Annotated in this window: 15 protein-coding genes; 12 read left to right on the top strand and 3 right to left on the bottom strand. The window is 67.6% G+C overall.

Annotated elements, in window-relative coordinates:
• Positions 1-2 precede the first annotated feature (2 nt).
• Complete coding sequence (gene ybiA / locus C4K39_RS18965) at positions 3-563, bottom strand: riboflavin biosynthesis intermediates N-glycosidase (RefSeq protein WP_124347176.1); 561 nt, start codon at positions 561-563, stop codon at positions 3-5.
• Positions 564-792: 229 nt separating this feature from the next.
• Between ybiA and mdcA the strand changes: the two genes are divergently transcribed.
• The 9 genes from mdcA to madM all read left to right on the top strand — a co-directional run bounded on the left by mdcA (position 793) and on the right by madM (position 8,077).
• Entirely contained in the window at positions 793-2,469 is a 1,677-nt protein-coding gene (mdcA, locus tag C4K39_RS18970) for a malonate decarboxylase subunit alpha (protein WP_124347177.1), read from the top strand.
• Positions 2,469-3,338 (top strand): triphosphoribosyl-dephospho-CoA synthase, encoded by an 870-nt coding sequence (locus C4K39_RS18975; RefSeq protein ID WP_124347178.1) that lies wholly within the window; start codon positions 2,469-2,471, stop codon positions 3,336-3,338. The genes mdcA and C4K39_RS18975 overlap by 1 nt, the downstream gene beginning before the upstream one ends.
• The gene (locus tag C4K39_RS18980) at positions 3,338-3,637 is read left to right on the top strand and encodes a malonate decarboxylase subunit delta (RefSeq protein WP_022641603.1); all 300 of its coding nucleotides are present in this window, start codon (positions 3,338-3,340) and stop codon (positions 3,635-3,637) included. The genes C4K39_RS18975 and C4K39_RS18980 overlap by 1 nt, the downstream gene beginning before the upstream one ends.
• Entirely contained in the window at positions 3,630-4,481 is an 852-nt protein-coding gene (locus C4K39_RS18985; RefSeq protein WP_068576690.1) for a biotin-independent malonate decarboxylase subunit beta, read from the top strand. Before C4K39_RS18980 ends, C4K39_RS18985 begins: the two co-directional genes overlap by 8 nt.
• A complete protein-coding gene (gene mdcE / locus C4K39_RS18990) occupies positions 4,478-5,281 on the top strand; it encodes a biotin-independent malonate decarboxylase subunit gamma (protein WP_124347179.1) in 804 nt (267 codons plus the stop codon). The genes C4K39_RS18985 and mdcE overlap by 4 nt, the downstream gene beginning before the upstream one ends.
• Positions 5,278-5,904 carry a malonate decarboxylase holo-ACP synthase gene (locus C4K39_RS18995; RefSeq protein ID WP_124347180.1) on the top strand — a complete coding sequence of 209 codons (627 nt, stop codon included), beginning with the start codon at positions 5,278-5,280 and terminating at the stop codon, positions 5,902-5,904. The genes mdcE and C4K39_RS18995 overlap by 4 nt, the downstream gene beginning before the upstream one ends.
• Positions 5,901-6,836 (top strand): malonate decarboxylase subunit epsilon, encoded by a 936-nt coding sequence (gene mdcH / locus C4K39_RS19000; RefSeq protein WP_124347181.1) that lies wholly within the window; start codon positions 5,901-5,903, stop codon positions 6,834-6,836. The genes C4K39_RS18995 and mdcH overlap by 4 nt, the downstream gene beginning before the upstream one ends.
• Positions 6,837-6,903: 67 nt before the next feature.
• Complete coding sequence (madL, locus tag C4K39_RS19005; protein ID WP_022641597.1) at positions 6,904-7,311, top strand: malonate transporter subunit MadL; 408 nt, start codon at positions 6,904-6,906, stop codon at positions 7,309-7,311.
• Position 7,312: 1 nt separating this feature from the next.
• Entirely contained in the window at positions 7,313-8,077 is a 765-nt protein-coding gene (gene madM, locus C4K39_RS19010) for a malonate transporter subunit MadM (RefSeq protein ID WP_022641596.1), read from the top strand.
• Positions 8,078-8,132: 55 nt separating this feature from the next.
• Here madM and C4K39_RS19015 read toward each other — a convergent pair whose 3' ends face one another.
• On the bottom strand, positions 8,133-9,044 hold the full coding sequence (locus C4K39_RS19015; protein ID WP_068576699.1) for a LysR family transcriptional regulator: 912 nt from the start codon (positions 9,042-9,044) through the stop codon (positions 8,133-8,135).
• A 150-nt stretch (positions 9,045-9,194) separates the two neighbouring features.
• Between C4K39_RS19015 and trhA the strand changes: the two genes are divergently transcribed.
• Entirely contained in the window at positions 9,195-9,812 is a 618-nt protein-coding gene (gene trhA / locus C4K39_RS19020; RefSeq protein WP_031320660.1) for a PAQR family membrane homeostasis protein TrhA, read from the top strand.
• A 105-nt stretch (positions 9,813-9,917) separates the two neighbouring features.
• On the opposite strand, the gene C4K39_RS19025 is transcribed toward trhA, so the two are convergent.
• Positions 9,918-10,832: a LysR family transcriptional regulator gene (locus tag C4K39_RS19025; RefSeq protein ID WP_068576701.1), complete on the bottom strand. Its 915-nt coding sequence runs from the start codon at positions 10,830-10,832 to the stop codon at positions 9,918-9,920.
• A 106-nt stretch (positions 10,833-10,938) separates the two neighbouring features.
• On the opposite strand from C4K39_RS19025, the gene C4K39_RS19030 reads away from it, so the two are divergent.
• Together C4K39_RS19030 and C4K39_RS19035 are read left to right on the top strand one after the other, a co-directional pair.
• Entirely contained in the window at positions 10,939-12,180 is a 1,242-nt protein-coding gene (locus C4K39_RS19030) for a D-amino acid dehydrogenase (RefSeq protein ID WP_124347182.1), read from the top strand.
• Between the two features lie 22 nt (positions 12,181-12,202).
• Complete coding sequence (locus tag C4K39_RS19035) at positions 12,203-12,553, top strand: RidA family protein (protein WP_124347183.1); 351 nt, start codon at positions 12,203-12,205, stop codon at positions 12,551-12,553.
• The last annotated feature ends 24 nt before the right edge of the window (positions 12,554-12,577 follow it).

The raw sequence follows: 12,577 nt of genomic DNA on the forward strand, positions 1-12,577 counted from the left end.
CTTCACACCTCGTGCAGGCGATCGCGCACTTCCATCAGGGCGTAGCCCAGCAGGTTGAGCCCGCGCCAGCGATCCGGGCGAGTAGCCATGGCATCGTCAGCGGCCAGGCCGATACCCCAGATGCGGTCCACCGGGCTGGCTTCCACGAGGATCTTCTTGCGGGTGCATTGCAGGAAATGGCCCAGCTCCGGGTTCTGGCCGAACTTGGCCAGGTTGCCCTGGACCACGATATCGAAGCGGGCCGCCTGCCAGCGGGCATCATCGAAGCCACGAACTTCACGGCCCAGGCGCTTGGCATAGGCGGCTGGGCCGGCCTTGAGAATGCGTGCGTGGGTCTCGTGATCGTCGAACAGCAGCGCCTTGCCAGCCATCATGAAGTGTTCGGCGGTGGGGTAGTGGATGCCCTCGACCTCGAAGCCGGCGGCGAACCACTGGCTGAAGCAGCTCGAGGAAACGCGCCCGTCGCGGGGCGGCTGGTGGCCCCAGAACATCAGGTAGTCGGGCTTGCGGCCGCGTTGTAGTTGCTCCAGCAAATCCCGGTTGGAGCGAATCGGTGTGTCCATGCGAAGTCTCATCATTACGTGTGCAGGCCATTCATTGGCCAATCCGGCGCGCATTGTGTATCGGGCGCGAAGGGGATGCCATTGCCCGCTGGTATGAAGATTGTTAAGCCCCAGGAAGGACGCTGCAGGATCATTACGCTGAGCGTAACTATCCAACGCCGGGCTTGATTGATGCCCTCAGGTTTCACTCCTAAGGTGGCTGCCACGACAGCGAACCTGTGGAGCGAGCATGACAACGACACTATCTCCCGACCCGCGCTGGTCGCGGCGGCGCAGCGAGAAGCAGCGGCGCCTCGAGCAGGTGCGGGCCATCGCCGATGGCGTGGTGTTGCCGACCGACAAGATCGTCGCGGCGCTGGAAGCCTTGATCCTGCCCGGCGACCGGGTGGTGCTGGAGGGCAACAACCAGAAGCAGGCGGACTTCCTCTCCCGCTCCCTGGCCAAGGTCGATCCGGCCAGGCTCCACGACCTGCACATGATCATGCCCAGCGTCGGCCGCGCCGAGCACCTGGACCTGTTCGAACGCGGCATCGCCCGCAAGCTCGACTTCTCCTTCGCCGGGACCCAGAGCCTGCGCATCAGCCAGTTGCTCGAAGACGGGTTGCTGGAGATCGGTGCCATCCATACCTATATCGAACTCTATGCCCGGCTGGTGGTGGACCTGAAGCCCAACGTGGTGCTGTGCGCTGGTTTCATGGCCGACCGCGCCGGCAACATCTACACCGGCCCCAGTACCGAGGACACCCCAGCGCTGGTGGAGCCGGCGGCCTTCAGCGATGGCATTGTCATCGTCCAGGTCAACCAGCTGGTGGACGACGTCAGCGAGTTGCCCCGGGTGGATATCCCGGCCTCCTGGGTGGATTTCGTGGTGGTGGCCGACCAGCCGTTCTACATCGAGCCGCTGTTCACCCGCGATCCCCGGCACATCAAGCCGGTGCACGTGCTGATGGCGATGATGGCGATCCGTGGCATCTACGAGAAGCACAACGTGCAATCGCTGAACCACGGCATCGGCTTCAATACCGCAGCCATCGAGCTGATCCTGCCCACCTACGGCGAGTCCCTGGGGCTCAAGGGCAAGATCTGCCGCAACTGGACCCTCAATCCCCATCCGACCCTGATCCCGGCCATCGAAAGCGGCTGGGTGGACAGCGTGCACTGCTTCGGCACCGAACTGGGCATGGAAAACTACATCGCCGCCCGTCCCGATGTGTTCTTCACCGGTCGCGACGGCTCCCTGCGCTCCAACCGGATGTTCTGCCAGCTGGCCGGGCAATACGCGGTGGACCTGTTCATCGGCGCCACCTTGCAGGTGGATGGCGACGGCCATTCTTCCACCGTGACCCGCGGCCGCCTGGCCGGTTTCGGCGGAGCGCCGAACATGGGCCACGATCCCCGCGGCCGGCGCCATGGCACCCCGGCCTGGCTGGACATGCGCCTGGACCAGGGCGCGGCGCCGCAGGCCCTGCTGGAGCGGGGCAAGAAGCTGGTGGTGCAGATGGTCGAGACCTTCCAGGAGGGCGGCAAACCGACCTTCGTCGACACCCTGGACGCGGTGGACGTGGCGAAGAAAAGCGGCATGCCCCTGGCGCCGATCATGATCTATGGCGACGACGTCACCCACCTGCTCACCGAAGAAGGCATCGCCTACCTGTACAAGGCCCGTACCCTGGAGGAGCGCCGGGCGATGATCGCCGCCGTGGCCGGAGTCACCGCCATCGGCCTGCGGCATGACCCCAAGGACACCCAGCGCATGCGCCGCGAGGGCCTGGTCGCCTTGCCCGAGGACCTGGGCATTCGCCGCACCGACGCCAGCCGCGAGTTGCTGGCGGCCAAGAGCATCGCCGACCTGGTGCAGTGGTCCGGCGGCCTGTATCACCCACCTGCCAAGTTCAGGAGCTGGTAATGCACGCATTCAACCTGCAATCCCGGCCCCTGGGGCTGGCCGAGCGCCTGGCGGACCTGGCGGTGGACGCGCTGATCGACGAGGCCGACCTCTCGCCCAAGCCGGCCCTGGTGGATCGCCGTGGCAATGGTGCTCACAGTGACTTGCACCTGGGCCTGATGCACGCCTCGGCCCTGAGCCTGTGGCCGGCCTTCAAGGACATGGCCGAGGCCGCGCAACAACTCGCCCGTATCGACTTGCCGCTGCGCGAAGCCTTGGGGCGCAGCGGTCGCGAAGGCGAGCGGGCGATGCTGGCCACCACCGGCGGGGTGAACACCCATCGTGGGGCGATCTGGGCCCTGGGCCTGCTGGTGGCCGCCGCTGCCCTGGAGCCCGACTCCAGGGCGGCCGGCAGCGTCGCCTGGCGCGCCGCGCGCCTGGCGCTGCTGGAAGACCGGCATGCGCCACGACCCTTGAGCCATGGTGCCCAGGTGGCGCAGCGCTACGGCGTAGGCGGCGCCCGGGAGGAGGCCCAGCAGGGCTTTCCCGCGGTGCTGCAATGGGGCCTGCCGCAGCTGCGGCGCAGTCGTGCCCGGGGCCATGGCGAACAGAATGCCCGGCTCGATGCGCTGCTGGCGATCATGACCCGGCTGGCCGACACCTGCGTGCTCTACCGCGCGGGCGAAGCGGGCCTGCGGGCCATGCAGGATGGCGCCCGGGCGGTGCTGGAGGCCGGTGGCAGCGCCAGCCTGGCCGGACGCCGGCGCCTGCACCAGCTGGACCTGCAACTTCTGACCTTGAATGCCTCGCCCGGTGGCGCCGCCGACCTGCTGGCCGCCTGCTTGCTGCTCGACCGGATCGAGGCCGCCGCCGACCAGGGAGCGAACTGATGGAAACCTTGTCCTTTGAATTTCCTGCCGGCCCTTCCGGCCGCGGCCGTGCGCTGGTGGGCTGTGTCGGCTCCGGTGACCTGGAAGTACTGCTGGAACCGGCGCCGGCCGGCACCTTGAAGATCCAGGTCCAGACCTCGGTCAACGGCAGCGCCGCACGCTGGCAGCACTTGTTCCAACGCATGTTCGCCGGGCAGACGCCACCGGCGCTGCTGATCGACATCCATGACTTCGGCGCCACCCCGGGGGTGGTGCGCCTACGCCTTGAACAGGGCCTGGAGGAAATCGCCCATGACTGACAGCGCACGCTTGCTCGACCAGCACAGCTTCGTCGAACTGGGGGCCCGGCAGCGGGCCCGGGCGTTGCTGGACGCCGGCACCTTTCGCGAACTGCTTGACCCTTTCCAGCGCGTCATGTCGCCCTGGCTGCCGCGCCAGGGCGTGGTGCCCCAGGCCGATGATGGGGTGGTGATCGCCAAGGGCAGCATCGCCGGGTTGCCGGTGGTGATCGCTGCCATCGAAGGCGCATTCCAGGGCGGCAGCCTTGGCGAGGTGGGCGGGGCGAAGATCGCCGGCGCCCTTGAGCTGGCGGCCGAGGACAACCGCCAGGGCATCGCCACCCGTGCCGTGCTGCTGCTGGAAACCGGCGGCGTGCGGTTGCAGGAGGCCAACCTGGGGTTGGCGGCGATTGCCGATATCCATGCCGCGATCGTCGACCTGCGCCAATACCAGCCGGTGATCGGCGTAGTGGCTGGCAGCGTTGGCTGCTTCGGTGGCATGTCGATCGCCGCCGGCCTGTGCAGCTACCTGCTGGTGACCCAAGAAGCGCGGCTGGGCCTGAACGGCCCGCAGGTGATCGAGCAGGAAGCCGGGATCGAGGAGTACGACGCCCGCGACCGGCCTTTCATCTGGAGCCTGACCGGCGGCGAGCAGCGTTTCGCCAGCGGCCTGGTGGATCGCTATGTGACCGATGACGTGGCGCAGATCCAGGCCCAGGTTCGCGAATTGCTGGCCCTCGGCCTGCCCGAGCGGCAACGCAGCCATCAGGCCGAACACTATCTGCAATGCCTGGCCCGCCTGGACGCGACGCCGCAAATCGATGCGGCGACGGTTCGCGATCTGTATCAAGGAGACCGCTCATGAGTGCAAGTTCTTTGCGGGGCCTGAACTGGTTCAACGCCCTGAGGGACGGCGCCGCTTCGGTGGCCGGCCTGCCGCCGTCGCTGCGGGTGGCCGATGGTGAACTGGCGGGGCAGTCGGCTCGTTTTATCGCTGTGGTGGCCGACCCGGAGAATCGTTTTCCCCGCGCCCGCCAGGGCGAGGTCGGCCTGCTGGAGGGCTGGGGCCTGGCCAAAGCGGTGGATGAAGTGATCGACGCCGACCGCGATCAGCCCCACAAGCGAGCACTGATTGCCATTGTCGATGTGCCGAGCCAGGCCTATGGCCGGCGCGAAGAAGCCCTGGGCATCCACCAGGCCCTGGCCGGCGCTGCCGATAGCTACGCCCGGGCCCGCCTGGCGGGGCATCCGGTGATCGGCTTGCTGGTGGGCAAGGCCATGTCCGGGGCGTTCCTGGCCCACGGCTACCAGGCCAACCGGCTGATCGCCCTGCGCGACCCGGGTGTGATGGTGCACGCCATGGGCAAGGCCTCGGCGGCGCGGGTCACACTGCGCAGCGTCGAGGAACTGGAAGCCCTGGCTGCCAGCGTGCCGCCCATGGCCTACGACATCGACAGCTATGCCGGCCTGGGCCTCTTGTGGAAAACCCTACCGGTGGAGTGCATCGAACAGCCGACCCCCCAAGACCTGGACCTCGTCAGCGGGTGCCTGCTGCAAGCCATTGCCGATGTACGGGCCGGTGGCGTTGGGCTCGAAGGACGCCTGGGGGCGGCGAACCGCGAGGCCTCGAGCCGGGTCCGCCAACTGCTGCGGGAGCAATGGTGAGCGCTTGCTCCCCCTGGCTGCCCCATGACCTGCTGTGGGGCCTGGAGCCCGGACAACTGGCAGCCGATGCGCCGGAGTGGGCGCGGCAGGTGCTGGAGCAGGGGCAGCCGGTGGTGGTGCGCCGGGCAGTGAGCGCTGCCGGCTCGATCGCCGTGGGGCTGCGTGGCCCGTCCCGGGAGCAGCGCTACCCGGCGTTGCTGGCGCTGGACGCGGTGCAGCGTGGAGTCTGCCCGGAGGCGTTGCGCCACGTGCCGTCCAGCCGTGCCTGGCCAGCACTCCAGGCCCTGGGCCAGTTGCGTGGCCCGTTGGATGCCCTGGGGATGGCCTGGGGCGTGGGCGGCAGCGCTGGCTTCGAGCTGGCCAGCGGAGTTGGTGCATTGCACCAAGGCAGCGACCTGGACCTGATTCTCCGGGTACCTGAGCCGCTGCCTCGGGCCCAGGCCCGGGAGCTGCTGGCACTGCTCGATGGCGCCGTGTGCCGGGTCGACCTGCAATTGCAACTGCCGGCCGGGGGCCTGGCCCTGCGTGAGTGGGCCGGGAGCGCCTCGCGGGTATTGCTCAAGAGCGCCAGCGGAGCGCGGTTGGTACGCGATCCCTGGTGCCCTGGGGAGTTGGCGGCATGAGCAGCTTGCTGGTGTTCCCGGGCCAGGGGGCGCAGCAGCCGGGGATGCTCCGGCGGCTGCCCGAGCGGCCGGAGGTCACGGCCTGCCTGCGCGAGGCCAGTGATGTGCTGGGGCAGGACGCACTGGCCCTGGATTCGCCCCAGGCCCTGGCCGGGACCCGGGCGGTGCAGCTGTGCCTGCTGATTGCCGGGGTGGCCTGTGCCCGGACCCTGCTGCACGCGGATTGTCCGGTGGACTACGTAGCGGGCCTGTCCATCGGCGCCTATCCGGCGGCGGTGGTGGCCGGGGCCCTGGATTTCGCCGATGCCCTGCGCCTGGTGAGTTTGCGCGGGGAGCTGATGCAGCAGGCTTATCCACAGGGCTACGGCATGACCGCGCTGATGGGCCTGGACCTGGGCACGGTGGAGGCGTTGCTGGCCCGGGTCCATGGCCCCGAATCGCCGGTGTACCTGGCCAATATCAACGCCGACACCCAGGTGGTGATCGCCGGCAGCGAGGCGGCGATGCAGGTCGTGGCCGAACTGGCCCGTGCCCGTGGCGCCGGGGTGGCCAGGCGCCTGGCGGTCAGCGTGCCGTCCCATTGCCCGTTACTGGAGCAGCCGGCCCAACGTCTGGCCGAGGCGTTCGCCAGGGTACCGATGGGGCCGCCCCGGCTGGGGTACCTGAGCGGTAGCCGCGCGCGGCCGTTGCGCACGGTGGAGCAATTGCGCGACGACCTGGCGTTCAACATGTGCCGGCTGGTGGATTGGCGCGGCACCGTGCAGGGCGCCTATGAGCGCGGCGTACGGTTGCAGATCGAACTGCCGCCCGGGGCGGTGCTCAGCGGCTTGGCGCGCCGGGTGTTCGAGCAGGGTTCGGTGATCGCCTTCGATGGCGCCCGCCCGGACACCTTGCAGGCGCTATTGCGCGAGGAGGGCCGCCGCGACCGATAGAACCGCGACCCAGGCTGGCGAAGCACAAGAACAACAACTTCGACGATGCACTGCGAGGACAACGACAATGATTATCTATGGTGTGGCATTGCTGGCGATCTGCACGCTGGCGGGAGTGATTATCGGCGACATGCTCGGCGTGTTGCTGGGGGTGAAATCCAACGTCGGCGGGGTCGGCATCGCCATGATCCTGCTGATTTGCGCGCGCTTGTGGATGCAGCGCCATGGCGGCATGACCAAGGACTGTGAGATGGGCGTCGGTTTCTGGGGCGCCCTGTACATCCCGGTGGTGGTGGCCATGGCTGCCCAGCAGAACGTGGTCACCGCGCTGCATGGCGGACCGGTGGCGGTGCTGGCGGCCATCGGCTCGGTGCTGGTGTGCGGCTGCACCATCGCCCTGATCAGCCGGACCCACAAGGGCGATCCGCTACCGCAGGAGCCGGGCATCGAAGCCGCACCGGCGGGAGGGCGCTGAGATGTGGGACTTGATCGAGAAAGGCTTGGAGCACAATGGCCTGGTCACCGCCTTCGCCTTCGTTGGCGTGATCATGTGGGTCTCGGTGCTGCTGTCCCGGCACCTGACTTTCGGTCGCGTGCATGGATCGGCGATCGCCATCGTCATAGGCCTGGCCCTGGCCTGGGTCGGCGGCACCCTGACCGGCGGCCAGAAAGGCCTGGCGGACCTGGCGCTGTTTTCCGGCATCGGCCTGATGGGCGGCGCCATGCTGCGGGATTTCGCCATCGTCGCCACGGCTTTCGAAGTCCAGGCCACCGAAGCCCGCAAGGCCGGGTTGATCGGCGCCGTGGCGCTGCTGCTGGGTACGGTGCTGCCGTTCATCGTCGGGGCGAGCATCGCCTGGAGCTTTGGCTATCGCGATGCGGTGAGCATGACCACCATCGGTGCTGGTGCCGTGACCTACATCGTTGGCCCGGTGACCGGCGCAGCCATCGGCGCCAGCTCCGATGTGGTGGCGCTGTCGATCGCCACCGGCCTGATCAAGGCGATCCTGGTGATGGTGGGCACGCCCATGGCGGCCCGCTGGATGGGCCTGGACAACCCGCGTTCGGCCATGGTGTTCGGTGGCTTGGCCGGGACCGTCAGCGGGGTCACCGCCGGGCTTGCGGCGACCGATCGGCGCCTGGTGCCTTACGGTGCGCTGACGGCGACCTTCCATACTGGATTGGGGTGCCTGCTGGGGCCGTCGTTGCTGTTTTTCATCGTGCGCGGGCTGGTGGGCTGATCCGACCTGAGGTCATCGCGGGCAAGCTGGATCTCCGCTTGCCCGCGATTGCGTCTTATGACCCCCGCGAATACATCCGGCATTCGGCCAGCAGCGCCAGCAGGTTCGGGTCGCGCTCCTTGGCCTTGAGGAACACCACGCCGATATGCTGTTGCAGGCGATAGCGTGCCTGCAGCGGTATCAGCTTCACGCGGTTCTCGTAGACTGCGGCGATCCTGCCCGGCAGCAGCGCATAACCCACCCCCGAGCTGACCATGCTCAGCAGGGTGAAGATATCGTTGACCTGCATCGCCACCTTCGGCTCGAACCCCGCTTGCTTGAACACCCGCACGCCGTCCTGGTGGGTGGCGAAACCCTGGGTCAGGGTGATGAACGTGGCGTCGCGCACAGCCGCCAGGTCCACTTCGCGCTCTTGGGCGAAGGGCGAGTCGGCCGGGGTGGCGAGGAAGATATCGTCGGAGAACAACGGCAGCTGTTCGCAGTCCGGATCGCTGACGCTGTCGTCCAGGGACACCAGGATCGCATCCACTTCCATGTTCTTGAGCTTGTACAACAGGTCGATGTTGGAGCCCAGGATCAGGTCGATATTCAGCTCGCTGCGCCGCAGCTTCAGGCCCATGATCAGTTGCGGCACGGTTTTCACGGTCAGGGAGTAAAGCGCGCCGAGCTTGAAACGTTCTGCCGAGAAGCCAGCGGCTTCCCGGGTCAGGCGCACGCTCTCGACCACGTCCTGCACCAGCTTCTGCGCCCGCTCTTCCAGCACGTAGGCGCTTTCCAGCGGAGTCAGGTTGCGTCCTTCGTGCTTGAACAGCGGGCAGCGCAGGGCGTTTTCCAGGGAATGGATGGCCCGGTGCACGCTGACATTGCTGGTCTGCAGTTCGCTGGCGGCGCGAGCCAGGTTGCCGGTGCGCATGAAAGCCAGAAACACTTCGAGCTTCTTGAGGGTCAACTCTTCGTCGATGAGCATGGTCCGGACTCTGTTGGCGAGGAAGTGATGATGCCCGATGAGTCAGAATGTGGCCGCTGGTTTTTTTACAGCGCTGCCCCAATGGACATATAGCGTGTTCAAGCTGCAGGCCGAGCCTGCGTACTTTTATGTTTTCAGGGTGAGTGACCGATGTATCACGGAGAAAGACTCAACGCCTGGACCCACCTCTTGGGTGCGGTCGCGGCGTTTATCGGCGGTATCTGGCTGGTGGTGCTGGCCAGCCTCGACGGCAGCCCGTGGAAGATCGTCGGAGTGGCGATCTACGCCTTCACCTTGCTGGTGCTCTACAGCGTGTCCACGGTCTACCACAGTGTGCGCGGGCGGGCGAAAAACATCATGCAGAAGGTCGATCACTTCTCGATCTACCTGCTGATCGCTGGCAGCTATACGCCGTTCTGCCTGGTGACCTTGCGCGGGCCCTGGGGCTGGACCCTGTTCGGCATCGTCTGGGGCCTGGCCTTGATCGGCATCCTGCAGGAGATCAAGCCGCGTTCCGAAGCGCGGGTCCTGTCCATCGTGATCTACGCGGTGATGGGCTGGATCGTGCTGGTGGCGGTCAAGCCGCTGCTGGCGGCATTGGGGCCGGCGGGCTTCACCTGGCTGGCGGCGGGCGGGGTGCTGTACACCGTGGGGATCATCTTCTTCGCCCTCGACAACCGCCTGCGCCACGCCCACGGCATCTGGCACCTGTTCGTCATCGCCGGCAGCCTGCTGCACTTCGTCGCCATCCTGTTCTATGTGTTGTGATCGGCGCGCGCCTCATCGTTCAGCGCGGGTAGCCTCGCTCATACAGGTACGGCGATCTCTGTGTAGGAGCGAAGCTTGCTCGCGATGAGGTCCTGACCGGCCGCCTCAATCGGCGGCCATCAACCGATCCAGTTGTTCCTGGGCCTGCCCGCCAAAGATCTCCAGCAAGCTGCTCAAGGTGTGGGGCGGCGGTTCGGCGGCCCGGGTCACGGCATACAGGGTGATGGGCAGCGACGGGCTCAGGGGGCGGATCGCGGTGCTGGCCGAGGAGGCGCCCAGGGCGGTGAACGGATCGATCAGCGCCAGGCCGGCGCCGGACTCCACCATGGCCCGGGCCAGGGAGTAGGTCTGCACTGCGATGCTTACCCGTGGCGGTGGCTCCACGGCCTTGAGATAACCGTCGAGCCGGGCCGACAGCGGGTCGGCGCTGCTTAGGCCGATCAGCGGTGCGTCCGCCAGTTCTTGCAGCGCCAGGGGCTGGCCCAGGCTGCCATCGGGCCAATAGCCGCGTGGGGCCAGGGCCACCAGCACACCCTGGGCCAGGGGCTGGCCGTTCAGGCCGGGGTGATCCGGGCGTTGCAGGGTCAGGGCTACATCGATTTCGCGCATCAACAGGTTCTGCACCAGTTCGCGGCTGTGGGCGCTGGACAGCTCGCAGAGGCTGTCCGGGTAGCGCCGGGTCCACTCGCTGATGGCCGGCGGCAGCAAGGCCAGGGCCAGGGCCGGGGTGGCGCCGATGCGCAGGCTGTGGCCCGGCGCCCGGCGCAGGTTCTGGGCCAGGCGGCGCACGCCCTGCAGGCTCTCGCTGACCTTGTCCACTTCCCGCTCCAGCTCCAGGGCTTCCGGGGTCGGTTGCAGCTTGCCGCGCACCCGCAGGAACAGCGGGAAACCCAGCTGCAGCTCGGCGTGCTGCAGCACTTTGGTCACTGCCGGTTGCGAGACGTGCAGCAGTTGCGCGGCACCGCTGATGGAGCCGGTCTGGCGGATGGCCTGGAAGATCTCGATATGACGAAGGCGCATGGCAAGTCCATAACCTTTGTTTATGGGTGGTCCATCTTTATTCATTGTCCGGCGCCTGTCACCTGCCCCTAACCTTGGGCCATCGAACATCAGCTCAGGGGCAGTCATGAGTCAGCGGGTTTGCATCATCGGTGGTGGCGTCATCGGCCTGGCCAGCGCCTATGCCCTGGTCCGCCAAGGCCTGGAGGTGACCCTGGTGGAAGCCCAGGACAGCCTGGGCAGCCAGACCAGCTTCGCCAACGGCGGCCAGCTGTCCTATCGCTACGTGGCACCGCTGGCCGATGCCGGTGTGCCCTGGCAGGCCCTGGGCTGGATGCTCAAGGGCGATTCGCCGCTGCGCCTGCGGCCACGCCTGGACCCGGCGCAGTGGCGCTGGCTGGCGGGGTTCCTGGGGGCTTGCCGGCACTCGGTGAACCAGCGCAATGGCGCCCATTTACTGCGCCTGGCGCTGCTCAGCCAGGAGACCCTCAAGACCTGGCGCGAAGCCGACGGCCTGACGGATTTCGACTGGCGGCGCAACGGCAAGCTGGTGACCTTCCGCGAGGCCGGCAGTTTCGAGCACGCCCGGCACAACCTGTCCGACCCGCGCCAGCAGCAGGTGCTGACGGGAGCCGAGTGCGCCAGCCTGGAGCCGGCCCTGGGCGATGCGCCCTTCATCGGTGGCATCTATACCCCGGACGAAGAGGTGGCCGACTGTCACGCCTTCTGCCAGCAGCTGGCGGCGCGCCTGCGGGCGTCCGGACGTTGCGAGATCCTCCTCGGGCAGCGGGTCCGCGGTATCCGGCACCAGGGCGACCGGGTGCAGGCCATCGACCTGGGCGAGCGCCAGCTGGCGGTGGACCACCTGGTGCTGGCCGCCGGGCACCGCAGCCCCGAGCTGCACCTGCCCGGGCTCAAGTTGCCGCTGTACCCGCTCAAGGGCTACAGCCTCAGTGCGCCCATCGGCCCGCAGCACCGGGCGCCGGAAATCAGCATCACCGACTACAACCGCAAGATCGTCTACGCGCGGATCGGCCAGCAGCTACGGGTGGCGGCCATGGTCGATATCGTCGGCTTCGACCCGGCCCCGGACCCCGGGCGCCTGGCCCTGCTGCGGCACCAGGCGGCGCAGACCTTCGCCCATGCCGGCGATTACCAGGCCGCCGTGGAATGGGCCGGCATGCGCCCGGCGACCCCCAGCGGCGTGCCACTGGTGGGGGGCACCGCCTACCGCAACCTGTGGCTCAACCTCGGCCATGGCGCGCTGGGGTTCACCCTGGCCTGTGGCAGTGGCCAGTTGCTGGGCGAACTGATCGGCCAGCGTCCCACCAGTATCGACATGCAGGGCCTGGCGCCACGCGCCGCCTGAGTCATCACCAGGAGTGTTTCCAATGAGTATCCAGCGTCTGCATAGCAACAACCGCCTGAGTGGCGCCGTGACCTTCGCCGAACTGGTGTTCCTTTCCGGCCAGGTGCCGGGGGCCAGCCAGGACATCGCCGGGCAGACTCGCGAGGTCCTGGAGAAGATCGATGCGCTGCTGGCCGAGGTCGGCAGCGACAAGGACCACGTGCTCAACGCCACCATCTACCTCAAGGACATCCAGGCGGATTTCGCCGGCATGAACGAGGTGTGGTCGGCCTGGCTGTCCCCCGGCCTGGCACCGGCGCGCACGACTTTGCAGGCGGCCCTGGCGCGCCCGGAAATCCTCGTCGAAATCAGTATCATCGCCACCCGTCGCTGAAGCACCTTCAACCCCAACGGAGAA

This window comes from Pseudomonas sessilinigenes (genome assembly GCF_003850565.1).
Lineage (GTDB): Bacteria > Pseudomonadota > Gammaproteobacteria > Pseudomonadales > Pseudomonadaceae > Aquipseudomonas > Aquipseudomonas sessilinigenes.